General features: G+C 58.8%; 15 protein-coding genes. All 15 read right to left on the bottom strand.

What is annotated here, in order from left to right:
- Positions 1 to 162 precede the first annotated feature (162 nt).
- Entirely contained in the window at positions 163 to 684 is a 522-nt protein-coding gene (locus ACOYNB_RS08390; RefSeq protein ID WP_374255337.1) for a phosphoribosyltransferase, read from the bottom strand.
- A 48-nt stretch (positions 685 to 732) separates the two neighbouring features.
- A complete protein-coding gene (locus ACOYNB_RS08385; protein ID WP_422838642.1) occupies positions 733 to 2,088 on the bottom strand; it encodes an adenylosuccinate synthase in 1,356 nt (451 codons plus the stop codon).
- Positions 2,089 to 2,125: 37 nt separating this feature from the next.
- The gene (locus ACOYNB_RS08380; RefSeq protein WP_422838641.1) at positions 2,126 to 3,319 is read right to left on the bottom strand and encodes an ATP phosphoribosyltransferase regulatory subunit; all 1,194 of its coding nucleotides are present in this window, start codon (positions 3,317 to 3,319) and stop codon (positions 2,126 to 2,128) included.
- 90 nt (positions 3,320 to 3,409) lie between these two features.
- Entirely contained in the window at positions 3,410 to 3,604 is a 195-nt protein-coding gene (locus ACOYNB_RS08375; protein ID WP_422838640.1) for a DUF2065 domain-containing protein, read from the bottom strand.
- Between the two features lie 10 nt (positions 3,605 to 3,614).
- A complete protein-coding gene (gene hflC, locus ACOYNB_RS08370) occupies positions 3,615 to 4,514 on the bottom strand; it encodes a protease modulator HflC (protein ID WP_422838639.1) in 900 nt (299 codons plus the stop codon).
- Between the two features lie 30 nt (positions 4,515 to 4,544).
- Positions 4,545 to 5,765: an FtsH protease activity modulator HflK gene (gene hflK / locus ACOYNB_RS08365; protein ID WP_422838648.1), complete on the bottom strand. Its 1,221-nt coding sequence runs from the start codon at positions 5,763 to 5,765 to the stop codon at positions 4,545 to 4,547.
- Positions 5,766 to 5,905: 140 nt separating this feature from the next.
- The gene (gene hflX / locus ACOYNB_RS08360; protein WP_422838638.1) at positions 5,906 to 7,144 is read right to left on the bottom strand and encodes a GTPase HflX; all 1,239 of its coding nucleotides are present in this window, start codon (positions 7,142 to 7,144) and stop codon (positions 5,906 to 5,908) included.
- Positions 7,145 to 7,206: 62 nt separating this feature from the next.
- Complete coding sequence (gene hfq / locus ACOYNB_RS08355; RefSeq protein WP_058086182.1) at positions 7,207 to 7,446, bottom strand: RNA chaperone Hfq; 240 nt, start codon at positions 7,444 to 7,446, stop codon at positions 7,207 to 7,209.
- Between the two features lie 127 nt (positions 7,447 to 7,573).
- Positions 7,574 to 8,914, bottom strand: coding sequence for a ribosome biogenesis GTPase Der (gene der / locus ACOYNB_RS08350; protein ID WP_422838637.1), 1,341 nt, complete (start codon positions 8,912 to 8,914; stop codon positions 7,574 to 7,576).
- A gap of 20 nt (positions 8,915 to 8,934) precedes the next feature.
- Positions 8,935 to 10,080: a PQQ-binding-like beta-propeller repeat protein gene (locus tag ACOYNB_RS08345; RefSeq protein WP_422838636.1), complete on the bottom strand. Its 1,146-nt coding sequence runs from the start codon at positions 10,078 to 10,080 to the stop codon at positions 8,935 to 8,937.
- Between the two features lie 58 nt (positions 10,081 to 10,138).
- Positions 10,139 to 10,819, bottom strand: coding sequence for a YfgM family protein (locus ACOYNB_RS08340; protein ID WP_422838635.1), 681 nt, complete (start codon positions 10,817 to 10,819; stop codon positions 10,139 to 10,141).
- 36 nt (positions 10,820 to 10,855) lie between these two features.
- Positions 10,856 to 12,157 carry a histidine--tRNA ligase gene (gene hisS, locus ACOYNB_RS08335; RefSeq protein ID WP_422838634.1) on the bottom strand — a complete coding sequence of 434 codons (1,302 nt, stop codon included), beginning with the start codon at positions 12,155 to 12,157 and terminating at the stop codon, positions 10,856 to 10,858.
- Between the two features lie 26 nt (positions 12,158 to 12,183).
- A complete protein-coding gene (gene ispG / locus ACOYNB_RS08330; RefSeq protein WP_422838633.1) occupies positions 12,184 to 13,455 on the bottom strand; it encodes a flavodoxin-dependent (E)-4-hydroxy-3-methylbut-2-enyl-diphosphate synthase in 1,272 nt (423 codons plus the stop codon).
- Positions 13,452 to 14,468, bottom strand: a complete 1,017-nt coding sequence (locus tag ACOYNB_RS08325; protein WP_422838632.1) for a helix-turn-helix domain-containing protein — start codon at positions 14,466 to 14,468, stop codon at positions 13,452 to 13,454. The genes ispG and ACOYNB_RS08325 overlap by 4 nt, the downstream gene beginning before the upstream one ends.
- Positions 14,461 to 15,282, bottom strand: coding sequence for a type IV pilus biogenesis/stability protein PilW (gene pilW / locus ACOYNB_RS08320; RefSeq protein ID WP_422838631.1), 822 nt, complete (start codon positions 15,280 to 15,282; stop codon positions 14,461 to 14,463). Before pilW ends, ACOYNB_RS08325 begins: the two co-directional genes overlap by 8 nt.
- Positions 15,283 to 15,327: the final 45 nt, after the last annotated feature.

The following is a 15,327-nucleotide window of genomic DNA, read 5'->3' as shown; positions in this document are numbered from 1 at the left end:
ACTCCGTGGAGGTTCGAGTCCTCTCCTGGGCACCAAATGAGCAAGCCGGCTGATGGAAACATCAGCCGGCTTTTCTCATTTCAGTCACCTGTTGCAGAGGCGTTGTCGGCAACAAAAAAAAGCAGCTCAAAGCTGCTTTTTTAGGAATTCAGAGCGCTAGCCTCAAACTTCGTAACGCTTGCGCAGCGCATCGGGACGCAGCGCGTCGTACTCTTCGAATGGCTGATGGATCCAGGGGCTGGTCGGCAGCGCTTCGACAAAGTACTCAGGCGTATAGCAAGAGACGCCCTTCACCCAGATCACCGCAGAGCGCAACTCCGTAATGGCTGGCATGCTGCGCAGGCGATCAACCACGGCTTGCAGCGTGACACCCGAGTCAGCCAAATCATCGACCAACAACACGCGCCCGGCCAACTCCCCCTTGGGCATGGTGATGTACTTCGCCATGTCCAAACGCCCCTGCAACGTACCGCCCTCATCGCGATAAGAACTGGTGGACATGATCCCCAGTGGCTTATCGAAAATGCGGGACAGCACATCACCCGGACGCAGACCACCGCGGGCCAGGCACAGAATCTGATCGAATTCCCAGCCGGAAGCGTGCACCTTGAGCGCCAGGCGCTCGATCAACTGGTGATACTCCTCCCAGGAGACATACAGGTGTTTGCCATCATCGGTGAGCATGAATATTCCTTTTTGCGTTGTCGCTTCTAATGTTGGGAATCAGCCGGCTCAGCCCTTGTACGGGTGACGCAGCAAAATGGTGTGATCGCGATCAGGGCCGGTCGACACCATGTCGATGGGCGCACCAATGAACGCTTCCACACGCTTCAGGTAAGCGCGGGCATTTTCTGGCAGCTTGTCCCACTCCGTGATCCCAAATGTCGTGCCTTCCCAGCCAGGGAAGCTCTCGTAAATGGGCTCACAAGCGATGATGTCATCGGCATCCAACGGGAGGATGTCGATGCGCTCACCACGCAGCATGTAGCCGGTACAGACCTTGATCTCATCCAGACCATCCAGCACGTCCAACTTGGTGATGCACAAACCAGAGACACCGTTGATCAGCACCGAGCGCTTCAACGCTGCAGCATCCAGCCAGCCGCAACGACGCGCGCGCCCCGTCACCGTGCCACGCTCCTGACCAACCGTCGACAGGTGATAACCCACTGTGCCTGGGGTGTCCCAGTCCAGTTCGGTTGGGAACGGGCCGCTGCCCACCCGCGTGGTGTAAGCCTTGGTGATACCCAAGATGTAGTGAAGCTTGTCCGGGCCCACACCAGACCCTGCAGCGGCATTGCCAGCGACACAGTTGCTCGACGTCACATAAGGATAGGTGCCGTGATCGATGTCCAGCAGCGTACCTTGAGCGCCTTCAAAAAGAACGCTACCGCCATCAACGTTATGCCCGTGGATCTTGACGCCCACGTCCGCCAACATGGGCAGAATTTCCTTCGCGCATGCCATGGCTTGGTCGAAGATGGGCTGGAACTCCAGGGCATCGGCCTTGAGATAACCCTGCAGCGCAAAGTTGTGCAAGGCCAGCAGTTCCTGGAGCTTGGCAGCAAAGCGATCAGGGTGCTTCAGATCCTGAACGCGCAAGGCGCGGCGAGCAACCTTGTCTTCATATGCCGGGCCAATGCCCTTGCCGGTGGTACCGATCTTGCCGCTGCCACTGGTTTCACGAAGCGCCTCGCGGGCCTTGTCCACCTCAACGTGGAACGGCAGGATCAACGGACAAGACTCGCTGATGAACAGACGCGAGCGGACGTTCAAACCAGCGTCTTCCAAGCGCTTGATCTCGGACAGCAAATGAGTCGGATCAACCACCACACCGTTACCGATGTAGCAGGCGACGCCATCGCGCATGATGCCCGACGGAATCAATTGAAGCGCAGTCTTTTTGCCGTTGATCACCAAGGTGTGACCAGCGTTGTGACCACCTTGGAAACGAACAACCGCTGCAGCGTGATCAGTCAGCCAATCGACAACCTTGCCCTTGCCCTCGTCACCCCACTGGGTGCCGACGACCACGACGTTGCGGGCGGATGCGTTGCCGGCACGAGCCGACGCAGAAGTGCTTTGCATGACGAATTCCTGTTTCGCAAAAGTAAGCCGGGCGCGCTTACAGCGCGCGCACCGACCAGCGTCCATCATTGATCACGAGCTCTCGGTCGCAATCAAACTCCTGGACGTCATGTTCATGTCCGGGTAACACACACACAACGGTGTGACCCTGTGTTCTCAATTCACGCACGGCCTGACGCAACTCGGGGTCATTCCCCCACGGCGCGCGGATCGCCGAGCGAGCGGCCAGGCCATCCCGTCCTGCAAGCACATCGGCCAAAATTTTCAGGTCAAGACTGAACCCCGCAGCGGGCCTGCGACGACCAAACACCGCACCAACCTCGTCGTAACGACCACCTCTGACCAGCGCATCAGGATGGTCGTGCCCATAGATGGCAAAGCGTGTACTGCTGTAGTAGGCATAGCCACTCAGATCAGACAGATCAAAGCCGATCGTGACATCAGCGCATGCGGCGCGAAGCTGAACTGCCAAACAAGCCAGATCGTTCAGCGCAGCGTCGATCAACTCATGCCGAGGCAGGACCGAACGCGCTTGTGCCAGGACCTCATCCCCACCAAACAGTGTGGTTAGCGCCACCAGCACCTCAGATGCACGCGGCGCGTCGCACAAGGGCGATTGCAGAGCCAACTCTCTGAGATTCCCTACGTCTTTTGTGGTCAAGGCCGACACCAGTGCCTCGTGCTGAGACTTACTCAGTCCCTGAACACCCAAGCCCGCCAATACGCCCTGAACCAGACGGACATCGGCCAAATCCATGACCAAGCCGGACAATCCAGAGGCTTGCAACCCACCAATCGCCAACTCGGCGGCTTCAAGGTCAGCCTCCAGGCCAGCGTGCCCATAGATCTCGGCACCCAACTGCAAAGGCTCGCGGCTGGCGTGCGGGCTGGCCGGGCGTGTATGCAACACGGGGCCGCAGTAGCAAAGCCGAGTGACGCTTTCGCGGTTGAGAAGGTGGGCATCAATGCGAGCGACCTGCGGCGTAGCGTCCGCACGCACACCCAAGGTCCGACCACTCAATTGGTCAACCAACTTAAAGGTCTTGAGATCCAGCGCAGAACCGGTGCCAGACAGTAGCGACTCGATGTGCTCGAGAAGCGGCGGCATAACCAGTTCGTAGCCGTAGCTGCGAGCTGCATCCAGCCATACACGACGCAACTCTTCTACGCGACGAGCTTGCGCGGGCAAAACGTCAGCAATGTGCTCTGGCAACAGCCAAGCAGACGACATAAGAAAACGTGAGGGGGTTAAAACCGAGATTCTACCGGTGGATGACCCTGATTGGACACCCCCGGTAGCATCTTCAGTGTGACGAAGGGCTCAGGAGAACGCTTCGATCAACCAAAGCAACACCAATCCAGCGGACATGCTGATCAAACCCATCATTCTGATTTTTTGATCATCCACCTGGAGCAGCTGCTCAAACATGCGGCGCCAGCCAGCGGGATTGATGGCTGGCATCAGGCCTTCCAGCACCAGCACCAATGCCAGCGCGATCCACATCGCATCGGTCATGCGTCGTTGATCACTTCTTACGCGCTGGTGCAGCTGGCGCACTCACGCCACTACCACGCATGGCCTTGAAGAAATCACTGCTGGGGTCCAGCACCATGACATCGGACTTGCTGCGGAACGTGGAGCGATAGGCTTCCAAGCTACGGTAGAACTGCGCAAATTGAGGGTCCTTGCCAAACGCTTCTGCGTAGATGGCAGACGCCTTGGCATCGCCCTCACCCTTCAGCTTTTGCGCATCGCGATAGGCTTCGGCCACGATGATTTCACGTTGTCGATCCGCATCTGCACGAATTTTTTCACCGTCTGCGCCGCCTGTTGAGCGCAGTTCATTGGCCACACGCTTGCGCTCGGACTCCATACGTCGATAGACAGACTCGGTGATGTTTGCGGCAAAGTCCACGCGCTTGATGCGCACATCGACCACTTCAATACCAAAAGCCTTGGCGTCATCAGCCAAACGTCGCACCACCCCTTGCATGACCTTTTCGCGCTCGGCAGACAACATGGCACCCACGGTCCGCTTGGTCACCTCTTCGTTCAGGGCAGCCTGAACGATTGGTGCCAGTCGGTTCTCGGCGTTTCGCACATCTACACCGTTGTTGCGGATGAACTGCTTCGGTTCAGTGATTCGCCACTTGACCAACCAGTCAATCACCAGACTTTTCTTCTCTGCCGTGAAGATGGGGCGCGACTCGGGGCTGTCCAACGTCTGAATGCGCCGATCCAGAAACACGACGTTTTGAAGTGGGGCCGGCAATTTGGCTTTCAGCCCCGGAGCACTGATGACCTCTTTGATTTCACCCAGCGCGTACACCACCGCAAACTGGCGTTGATCCACGACAAAAAGTGATGACGAGGCGATGATGATGGCCAACAGCACGCCAGCCAGAACGGTACCGATACGGTTCATGTCAGATTCCTTGACTTAGCTGGAGGGCGATCAACGGCTATCACGGTCACGATTACGCAAACCATCGCGTGATCGCTGATCCGCCCCCGCGACTGGACTGGCAGACTGAGGCTCGGATGCAGCGGTTTGCGCTGAGGCAGGGGCTTGTGCGCTGCCGTTCGAAGGCGCAGCACTGTTGCCATTGCCAGCACCGGCGACCTGCATAAGTTTGTCCAGGGGGAGGTACAGCAAATTGGAGCCCTGGCGGCTGTCCACCATCACCTTGGTCACATTGCTGTAAACCTGCTGCATGGTGTCGATGTACAGACGATCACGCGTCACGCCGGGCGCCTTTTGATACTCAGCCAGCACCGCCTTGAAGCGCTGCGAATCACCTTCCGCTTGCGCGACCACACGCGCAGCATACCCAGCAGCTTCTTCACGCAGTCGAGCGGCGGTCCCCTGTGCCTTGGGAATCACCTCGTTGGCATAGGCTTGCCCCTCGTTCTTCAAGCGCTCGCGGTCGGCGCCAGCCTTGAAGGCATCGTCAAACGCAGCCTGCACTTGCTCTGGCGCCTGAACGCTTTGCACGTTCACATTGGCAATCGTGACGCCGGCCTTCAGTTTGTTCAACTGAGCCTGAATAGACTTGACCAACTCCGCAGCGATGGCATCTCGCTGCTCGTACAACACGGAATCCATCGTGCTGTTGCCAACAATTTCCCGCACAGCTGACTCGGATGCCTGCAGCACCGCCTCATCGGAATTGCGGTTCTCGAACAGATATTGACGCGCATCTGCGAGTCGGTATTGGACGGTAAACCGAATGTCGACAATGTTCTCGTCGCGCGTCAGCATGGACGAGTCACGCAAACCGGTGGCCTGCATCACCGAGTTGCTGCCCACATCAATCGAGCGCAACTGCGTCAAGTTGACGATCTCATGACTTTGGAATGGATAAGGCGCGCGCCATTGGAAGCCGGCATCCACCGTGTTGCTAAAGCGTCCGAACGACATCACAACGGCCTGCTGACCTTCCTGGACGATGAAGAAGCCACTACCGGCCCACACCAACCCGACCACGCCCAGGATCAAACCAACGCCGACACCTGCGCCTTTCGGCTCCTGGTAGCTTGGACTCGGCTCCCCACCGGGCTTACCCGAGAACACACCGCTCAGCTTGCGATTGAAATCACGCCACAACTCGTCCAGATCGGGAGGCCCCTCTTGTCGACCGTTGTAGATCGGCTGAGCACCAGCAAGCCCCGGCATGACATGACGGAGGGCGCTGCCACCCAGCCAAACCATCCGGCGGGTGACCCCGGAGGCCAATTGCGCCGCCAGCGCAACTGCATGGAGCCCAGCGCTCAAGTGCAATGCAGGCCCGCGGCCCGATTCCTTGGTTTGCATGTTCATGATCGATCGGTCGTTAAATCTGAATGATCAACAGGGTTGTGATGGGTGTCGAGCGCATTGTGCATGTCGAAGCGGGGATCGCGCTTTGGCATCTCGCCAATTCCCCCATCCAAACCATGCACAGCAGCCTCGGCCAACACATCACGCAAGACATCCAGGCCGTCGCCCTTCAGCGCGCTGACAAAAATCCGGATGCATCGACGCCCTGATGGCAGCTCGTACACATCCCGTTGGTGCAGCGGCCGCTGGTGCTCCGGCAGGGCATCGCACTTATTGAATACCAAAATCTGCGGAAGGTTCCCTGCCCCAATGCTGTCAAGCACACGAAGCACTTCTTCGATCTGGTCGTGCAGCACGGGACTGGCCGCGTCCACAACGTGAAGGAGGACATCAGCTTCCGCCGCCTCAAGCAGCGTCGCCTCAAAAGACTCCACCAATGAGTGAGGCAGGTCACGAATGAACCCCACTGTGTCCGACAGAGTGACACTTCTCTGAGCTTGCGCCAGAAACATTTGGCGCGTGGTGGTATCCAGGGTCGCAAACAACTGATTGGCGGCATAGGTGCCCGCCTTGGTCAGCGTGTTGAACAACGTGGACTTGCCTGCATTGGTGTAGCCCACCAACGAAATACGGAAGGTACCCGTACGGCCGCGAGAACGCTTCTGGGTCTGCCGCTGCCGTTTGATCTTGGCAAGCTGTTCTTTGAGCGACTTGATCTTCTGATCGATCATCCGGCGATCGAGCTCGATCTGAGTTTCCCCAGGCCCCCCCCGATGGCCGACGCCACCCCGCTGACGCTCCAAGTGAGACCAGCGCCTAACCAGTCGGGTGGAGAGGTACTGCAGCCGAGCCAACTCGACCTGCAACTTCCCCTCATGGCTGCGCGCACGCGCACCAAAGATCTCAAGAATCAGGCCGGTGCGATCGAGAACTTCGATGCCCAGATGCCGCTCGAGGTTGCGCTGCTGCGCGGGCGACAAGGCTTGATCGAACAACACGCCGTGAGCTTGGTACAAGTCCACCAGGGACTTGATCTCATCGGCTTTGCCTGACCCCACAAACAACGCCGCATCTGGCGCACGACGTTTGGCGGTGACTTTGGCAACTGGCTGATCCCCAGCAGACTCCGCCAGCAAAGCCAACTCATCCAGTGTGGGATCAAAAGGAGAACCGGGGCCGAAATCGACCCCGACCAATACAACCCGAGGGTTGTCAGACGGTTTCTGTACGGACATCGAACAGGTCTGTCAACACTCGAGCAGACTGAAAGAAAAGCGCCAAGGCAACGAAAAAAGCATCAGCCTTCTTCGCCTTCGTTCGCGTGGAAGTTCACGGCGCGACCTGGCACAACAGTCGAGATGGCGTGCTTGTAAACCATTTGGGTCACGGTGTTACGCAGCAGGACAACGTACTGGTCAAATGACTCAATGTGACCTTGCAGCTTGATGCCGTTGACCAGGTAAATCGACACTGGTACGTGCTCACGACGCAGCAGGTTCAGGAAAGGGTCTTGCAGAAGTTGACCTTTGTTGCTCACGATATGCTCCGTGTTGAAAAAATCGGACTTGCCACCTTAACACAGTCCCAGAAAAGCGACCGGGGACAAGGCAGCGTCACGGTGAGTAAAGCGGGCAATACGCCCGCCGAAGATACTCGGTTGGGAATTATTCTTTGTCCACGAATGGATTCGCAGACGACTTCATCTCGATGCGCAACGGCGTTCCAGTCAGCTTGAAATGCTCACGGAAACGGCTTTCCAGGAATCGTTTGTAAGCATCCGAGACGTGCTCCAACGAGTTGCCGTGAATCACGATCACAGGCGGGTTCTGTCCACCCTGGTGCGCATAACGCAACTTGGGACGGAAGGCACCAGCCCGCTTGGGCTGCTGGAATTGAACGGCCTCTTGCAGGAGACGAGTCAACACAGGCGTAGACATCTTGCACGCGGCAGACTTCCAGGCATCGCCGATGGCCTTCCACAAAGGCCCCAGGCCTTGCCGCTTCACTGCCGAAATGTGCAGAACCGGTGCAAATTTCAGGAAAGACAGGCGGTGTTCGATGGAGCGCTGCAGCAACTCACGCTGATAGCTGTCCACCGCATCCCATTTGTTGATGGCGATGACCACAGCACGGCCTGACTCCAGCACATAGCCGGCGATATGAGCGTCCTGCTCGGTCACACCTTGAGTAGCGTCAACCAGCAGCAGGACCACATTGGCATCGGAGATCGCCTGCAGAGTCTTGACCACCGAGAATTTCTCGATGGCCTCGAACACCTTGCCCTTGCGGCGCAAACCGGCGGTATCGATCAGCTCGTAAATCTTGCCGTCGCGCTCAAATGGGACGGTGATGGCGTCGCGGGTGGTGCCAGGCATGTCGAACGCCACCAAGCGCTCTTCACCCAGCCATGTGTTGATCAGCGTGGACTTGCCGACGTTTGGACGGCCAGCCACCGCCAGGCGAATGGGCCGCTCGGGATCGTCCAGATCCAGTTCGTCCTCATCCTCTTCGGTGATGAAGTCTTCTAACGCCATGTCGAGCAAGCTGCGAATGCCCTGCCCGTGCGCAGACGACACCGGAATCGGCTCACCCATACCCAACTCATAGAACTCAGCCAAATGCGGCGAGTCCTTCATGCCCTCGGCCTTGTTGGCCGCCAGCAGCACCTTCTTTTCGGTGCTGCGCAGATAACGGGCGATGTCGTGGTCTTGGGCGGAGAGGCCGCTTCGTGCATCCACGACAAAAATCACAGCATCGGCCTCAGCGACAGCTTGGCGTGTCTGCTTGGCCATTTCCTTGAAGATGCCAGACGTGCAATCAGGTTCAAACCCGCCCGTGTCGATGGCGATGAATTCGTGGGAGCCCATGCGGCCCTCACCGTAGTGGCGGTCGCGGGTCAGGCCAGCGTAATCAGCCACGATCGCATCGCGGCTTTTGGTCAGGCGATTGAACAACGTCGACTTGCCGACGTTGGGTCGTCCGACCAGCGCAATGACAGGTTTCATTTCAGTCCAAAAAAAACAGTTCAGTTCAAACGCAGTGCGTACACAGTGCCTTTGCGCGTCGTCACCAAGATGGTTTGATTCACCACCACGGGCGCCGCAGCGGCACCACTGTCCAACTCCACGCGCGTCAGGGTACGCCCATCGGCTGCAGCCAAAACATGGAGGTACCCGTCGTTATCCAACGTCACGACACGATCACCAACGACAGCTGGCGCACTCAGGCCACGATGCGTAAAACGATCAACTCGCCAAGCGATATCACCGGTCTCAGCCTTCCAAGCACTCAGTCGATCTGCACCATCAGCCCCAACAACCAAGGAGGTACTGGCTGCCACAGCTTGCACACCCGACTGCGGACGAGTCCATTTCAGACCACCTCGGCTGACGTCCACGCATGCAACCGACAATTGGAAAGCACGCACGCAAATATCATTGTCTGCAGCACGGGCGAGCGGACCGACCAGATCCGCCAAGCGCTCTACCTCGTTGGAGCCACGCGGTGTACCGACGGTCAGGTCAAAACGAGGCACACCCTTGACAGGGTCCAGCCCAACCAACCTTGCACCCTGCCCCACCAAAAGGGTGTCGCGCCAAGCCCCGACTACACCGGGAGAAGCCAAGGCCAGCGCATCGCCCCCCGGACGCTGGTATTGCCATAGCCACCGACCATCGAGCACGTCGTATGCACGAACACTGCGATCGACAGCCTGTACAAAAACGCGCTCGCCGGCGACAAACGGTGCGGTGATCACTCGCCCGGGCAAATGTTCGGTCCAAACCGGCTTACCTTGATCGAACACCCGCAGGTCGTTGTTGACGTCCACCACGGCGGCGTACCGACCATCACCACCGACTGCTGCGGTCAATTCAGATCCGGCACGCAAGCGCCACACCTCCTGACCGCTGGCAACATTCAGAGCCAACACATCACCGTCGGTGTTGGCGACAGTCACCACACCCTTGTTCACGGCCAGCGAGACAGGGCCGTTGGCTCCACTGAAGAACGCCCCTGTGCGTTTGGACCAGACTGTGTTGACACGCACTGCAGAGTCGGCCAGACGCTCCAGAGGCGCAGGCTCTGGCTTGGTTGACCCGCAAGCAGTCAAGGTGAGCAGCGCCGTTGCGGACAACAGACTCAGCCAAGTACGACGAGATGAATTAGACATGGTTACCTGCGAGGTACGCAAAGAGGTCATAAGGGGCCGCCGGGTCAGCGAGGAGCGGTTAGTTGCTTGCAGCGTGCTCTGCCGCCTTAGGCTGGTCTGCTGCCGGAGATTGTCCCAATGCAGTCAACTTGCCTTCAATGAAACGACGGTAGTCCACCGAAGCATCCATTTGCTGCCAAGCGGACTGATACGCTTTAACCGCGTCATCCTTCTTGCCTTGCGCCAACAAGATATCGCCACGACGATCATCCACCAAAGGCTTGAACTCGGCAGGCACTTCGGCAGACAAAGTTTTTTCAGCGTCGGCAAACGCCTTCGCATCCATTTGCATGCCGGCCAGACGCAGGCGGGCGATGGCGACCAGGTTGGCATTCTTACCAGACTCGACCTCCCAAGCCAAGGCACTCTTGGCCTGATCCGCATTCTGGTGATCGGCAGCGACCTTGGCTGCCAACAAGGCCCCCTGCTCAGCAAAGGTGGTGCCGGCATAGTCCTTCTTCAAGTCTGCAAACGCTTGCAGGGCTTTTTCGGTGTTGCCCGAGCCCGCGGCTCGATCGAGTTCCTCGTACAGGCCGCCCGCAGCTTGCGCACGCTTTTGCTGCCAGAATTGATAGCCCGTCCATGCTGCGTAGCCCCCCAGAGCCAAGGTCAACACCCAGGTGATCAGGTTGCCGTACTGTTTCCAGAAGTGCTTGAACTGATCCAGCTGTTCCTGCTGTTCGAGGTCGTAGGTTGCCATGTTACCGATGAAGAGATTGAAATCGTTAGATGGGGATTATGACTGCGCGCTGACCAGCAGGCTTGGCGCCCATTGTGCAGCCTCCGACAGGGCTCGCGTCGCTTGCTCGCCCGCCTCGCGCAACGGCTTCACGGACACAACGCCCTGAGCCACTTCGTCTGGGCCAAACACAAGGGCGTAACGTGCGCCACTGGCATCGGCCTTCTTGAACTGCGACTTGGGGCTGGCAGGGCCGTCTTTGCCTGCCGGATTGAGCACCACGTTGACGCCCCGCGCTCGCAGCGCTTCGAGGGTCGCCAGGACCTGCGGCATGGGCGTGCCAGCAAACACCATGGCAAAGGCATCAGGCGCCGTAGAGGGAGCAGCGATACCCACCTCTTGCAGCAACAGCAGCAGACGTTCCATGCCCAGACCCCAGCCAACCGCTGGCGCGGGCTTACCGCCCAACTGCGCGATCAGACCGTCATAACGACCACCGCCACAGACTGTGCCCTGGGCACCGAGCTTGTCGGTGACCCACTCAAACACGGTCAGGTTGTAGTAGTCCATGCCACGCACCAGACGCGTGTTGACCTCGTAAGGAATGCCTGCCACATCCAGCGCCTGGTTGACAGCCGAGAAGTGCGCCAGCGAGGACTCACCCAGGAAGTCGATGAGCTTGGGGGCGGCTTCAACCACCGCCTGCATGGCCGGATTCTTGGTGTCCAGGATCCGCAGCGGGTTGCTGTGAAGGCGACGCTTGCCGTCTTCGTCCAGCACGTCGGCATGTGCCTCCAGGTGGGCAATCAGGGCGGTGCGGTGCGCCAGACGCTCGTCGGGTTCACCCAAGCTGTTGATTTGCAGCTTGACGTCCTGCCCAACCGCCAGACCCAGGTCACGCCACAACGCGGCGGTCATCAAGATCAGTTCGGCATCGATGTCAGGGCCGGCAAACCCCAGCACTTCAGCACCCACCTGATGGAACTGGCGATAGCGACCCTTTTGAGGACGCTCATGACGGAACATGGGGCCGATGTAGTACAGGCGCTTGCCGCCTTCGTACAAAAAGTTGTGCTCATTGATGGCGCGCACGGCACCCGCCGTCCCCTCGGGACGCAAGGTCAATTTGTCGCCATTGAGGCTGTCTTCAAAGGAGTACATCTCCTTTTCGACGATGTCGGTCACCTCGCCTAACCCACGCACGAACAACGCGGTGGGCTCAACGATGGGGGTACGCATATTTTGGTACCCGTAGCGGCGCATCAAGGCGCGGACCTTGTCTTCGAGCCACTCCCACCGGGCGGATTCCGGCGGAAGGATGTCGTTCATGCCCTTGATGGCTTTAAGCAGTTCTGCCATGAGAAATGTTTTTCTTGTTGTCGGGTTCAGGCCTGAGTGGCCCCGCCGAAGCGGCGTTCGATGTAATTCTGGACGAGTTGCTGGAACTCATGGGCGATGCCCTCGCCCCGCAAGGTCAAGGCCTTCTCGCCATCAATGAAGACGGGGGCTGCAGGTGCCTCGCCATTGCCGGGCAGGCTGATGCCGATGTCTGCATGCTTGCTCTCACCCGGGCCATTGACGATACAGCCCATGACGGCAACCTTCAGGTTCTCGACGCCTGGATACTGGCTGCGCCACACCGGCATCTGCGCACGCAGAAAGTCGTCAATCTGCTTGGCCAATTCCTGGAACACCGTGCTGGTGGTGCGCCCACACCCGGGGCACGCTGTGACGCTGGGCACGAACGTGCGCAAGCCCAGCGCTTGTAGGATTTCGAGGGCCACAACAACTTCTTGCGTGCGGGCCTCGCCGGGCTGAGGCGTGAGCGACACGCGGATGGTGTCACCAATACCTTCTTGCAGCAGGATGGACAAGGCAGCAGCAGAAGCCACAGTGCCTTTGGCACCCATGCCTGCTTCGGTGAGACCGAGGTGCAAAGGATAGTCACAACGAGCGGCCAATCCACGGTAGACGCTGATCAGGTCCTGCACGCCACTGACCTTGCAAGACAGAATGATCTGCTCGGCAGGCATGCCCAAGTCGCGCGCAGCTTGAGCCGACTGCAAAGCCGAACTGATCAGCGCTTGATACATGATCTGCTGCGCAGACCAAGGATCCGCACTGCGGGCGTTTTCGTCCATCAAAGATGCCAACAGCTCTTGGTCCAGACTACCCCAGTTCACACCAATGCGCACTGGCTTGTTGTAGCGCATGGCAACTTCGATCATCTGAGCGAACTGACGATCCTTTTTGTCGCCCTTACCCACGTTACCAGGGTTGATCCGGTACTTGGACAAGGCCTCTGCGCACGCCGGGAAATCGGTCAACAGACGATGCCCGTTGTAGTGAAAGTCCCCCACCAACGGCACATCAATGCCCATACGATCGAGTTGCTCGCGGATGGCGGGCACAGCCTGCGCGGCTTCTGGCGTGTTGACGGTGATACGCACCAATTCGGAGCCCGCCAAGGCCAATTCTTTGACCTGGATGGCCGTGCCAATCACGTCGACTGTGTCGGTGTTGGTCATGGACTGCACACGCACCGGCGCATCACCACCAATTGTGACCACACGAGAACCCCAGACCACGCGCGCCTGCAGGGAGCGACGCGCTGCAGGACGGGCCACATCGATGAGGGTGTGATTGTGGAGACTCATTTCAACTCGATTCGGGCAACGTTGTTGCGGGTGTACGGCACCAGATCCACCACCTGGCCCTTGAAGGTCAACTGCACGGCCGGCGCATTGCCGACACGCACCACCAACGGGGCTACGCCATCCACAGAGAGGCTTTCACCGGCTTGTACCTGACGCGACAGAAGCTTGGCGCCCTGTGCATCCTTCACCTCAATCCAAGCAGTCTGTCGCGTCAGCAACTGGGCAGATGCACGTGCACCGCCTGCTGCCGGCGTGGCAGACGAAGCCACAGGTGTGGCACCAGCAGCGGCGACGGGATCCAGCATCAAGGTAACGCGTGGGGTAGACGCGGCACTGGCCGACACCGGCACCGAAACCGGCACAGCCAAGTCTGCCTGCGACGCGACAGAGGCTGGCTGAGCCGCAGACGCCACACCCGACGGCACCGACGGGATCAACTGAGACGCTGCTGAGGCAACCTGCGAGGCTGCTTCAGCAGCAGACGCGATCTCTGCGACGGATGGTGCGGCATCCGCAGGCTCCGCCACAGACGTCGTCCGATCCATCCACCGAGGGAGCTCAATCGAATCCGGCAAGAAATAGATCACCAACGCCGCCAACAACAAGGCAATCGGCGCCAGCCACTTGGGATGCATCAACGCGGCGAAACTCAAGCGACCGTGATCGAACATGGTTGTGCCAACGCGGCTTTCCTTGAAAGGCTGATTCAAGGGTTCTTTATCAGAAACCAGGGGCACCTGACGCGCTGCGGGCAACTGAGACAAGACTGCCTTCGCGTCGATCCGCAATGCACGACAAACCGTCATGGCGAGCGCACGGACGTAGTTGGGGTCTTGAAGCAGGTCATAGCGGCCTTTTTCAAGTGCATCCAATTTGGCGGGAGGCACTTTGATCGTGGCAGACAAGGCCTCGATGGTCATCCCATGCGCCTCGCGAGCCTGCCTCAGAATATCCCCTGCCCCGCGCTGCACGGCATCTGGTGTCGACAGCATGTTGGGCGTCAACTCACTCATCGAAGCTGCCCAGTTCAAGTTTGTTGGTTTCACGGGCCGTCGGAAACTTGCTGCGAAGTTGCGCGGCAAGTTCACTACGGGCGCTCAAGTTGCCTGCTTTGTTTTCAATGCGGATCGCCAGCCAAAGTGACTCTGCCGTAATCTGCCCAGGCACGCTGTTGACACGCTGGGCATAAAAGCGTGCCCGATCCAACTCACCGCGACGGTACAGAACTGCCGACAAGTTATAGGCCGTAGCCGGATTGGATGGGTCAAGCTCGTAAGAGCGAGCCAAGGTCTTTTCTGCGTCAGGATAAAGCCCTGCGTTCATTTGGCAGACTCCGCGAGCCAGCAAGGTCTTGCTCGTGTTCACTTCCTGAGGCAATGCGGCCGCACGCTCAAACATGGCGTCGGCTGCCGCAAACTGACCATTACGACAAAGGAACCATCCATAGTTGTGCAAAACACTGCCGTTGCGCTCATCAAGGCTCAATGCATGCTTGAAGCTGGCCTCGGCACGAGACTTGTCACCCATTGCATCGTAGATCAGCGCGCGCATTTCATGCGCATCAGGCAGAGACGGATCAATCGTGACAGCTTGCTTGAGTTCGTCCAGTGCGGTCGTCAACTGCCCCTGGCTGTAATAGGTTGCAGCCAACTCCAGACGAATGCGTGCGCGCCGCCGAACTTCGCTTTCATCCGAGGCCGTCGCGATGTCGCCGCGGGTTGGCGACGTCAATCCACCAGGCCCGGAACAGCCCACCATCACCCCACCGCCGACCAACAAGGTCGTAAGCATGCAACCCGTCAGCAACAACTCTCGCAGCTTACTCATGCAGCAATCTCCAGGAAAGGGCTCAGTGTAGAGCGTCAGACAGGC

Origin of the sequence: Aquabacterium sp. (genome assembly GCF_049317225.1) — a bacterium.
GTDB lineage: Bacteria > Pseudomonadota > Gammaproteobacteria > Burkholderiales > Burkholderiaceae_C > Aquabacterium.
Note: the sequence above shows the minus strand (reverse complement) of the source record. Positions and strands in the feature narration are given on the sequence as shown.

Excerpts from the sequence above, each read along its gene's own strand:
- ACOYNB_RS08390 (WP_374255337.1), bottom strand. The coding sequence starts at position 684 with ATGCTCACCGATGATGGCAAACACCTGTATGTCTCCTGGGAGGAGTAT.
- ACOYNB_RS08385 (WP_422838642.1), bottom strand. The coding sequence starts at position 2,088 with ATGCAAAGCACTTCTGCGTCGGCTCGTGCCGGCAACGCATCCGCCCGC.
- ACOYNB_RS08380 (WP_422838641.1), bottom strand. The coding sequence starts at position 3,319 with ATGTCGTCTGCTTGGCTGTTGCCAGAGCACATTGCTGACGTTTTGCCC.
- ACOYNB_RS08375 (WP_422838640.1), bottom strand. The coding sequence starts at position 3,604 with ATGACCGATGCGATGTGGATCGCGCTGGCATTGGTGCTGGTGCTGGAA.
- hflC (WP_422838639.1), bottom strand. The coding sequence starts at position 4,514 with ATGAACCGTATCGGTACCGTTCTGGCTGGCGTGCTGTTGGCCATCATC.
- hflK (WP_422838648.1), bottom strand. The coding sequence starts at position 5,765 with ATGCCGGGGCTTGCTGGTGCTCAGCCGATCTACAACGGTCGACAAGAG.
- hflX (WP_422838638.1), bottom strand. The coding sequence starts at position 7,144 with ATGTCCGTACAGAAACCGTCTGACAACCCTCGGGTTGTATTGGTCGGG.
- der (WP_422838637.1), bottom strand. The coding sequence starts at position 8,914 with ATGAAACCTGTCATTGCGCTGGTCGGACGACCCAACGTCGGCAAGTCG.
- ACOYNB_RS08345 (WP_422838636.1), bottom strand. The coding sequence starts at position 10,080 with ATGTCTAATTCATCTCGTCGTACTTGGCTGAGTCTGTTGTCCGCAACG.
- ACOYNB_RS08340 (WP_422838635.1), bottom strand. The coding sequence starts at position 10,819 with ATGGCAACCTACGACCTCGAACAGCAGGAACAGCTGGATCAGTTCAAG.
- hisS (WP_422838634.1), bottom strand. The coding sequence starts at position 12,157 with ATGGCAGAACTGCTTAAAGCCATCAAGGGCATGAACGACATCCTTCCG.
- ispG (WP_422838633.1), bottom strand. The coding sequence starts at position 13,455 with ATGAGTCTCCACAATCACACCCTCATCGATGTGGCCCGTCCTGCAGCG.
- ACOYNB_RS08325 (WP_422838632.1), bottom strand. The coding sequence starts at position 14,468 with ATGAGTGAGTTGACGCCCAACATGCTGTCGACACCAGATGCCGTGCAG.
- pilW (WP_422838631.1), bottom strand. The coding sequence starts at position 15,282 with ATGAGTAAGCTGCGAGAGTTGTTGCTGACGGGTTGCATGCTTACGACC.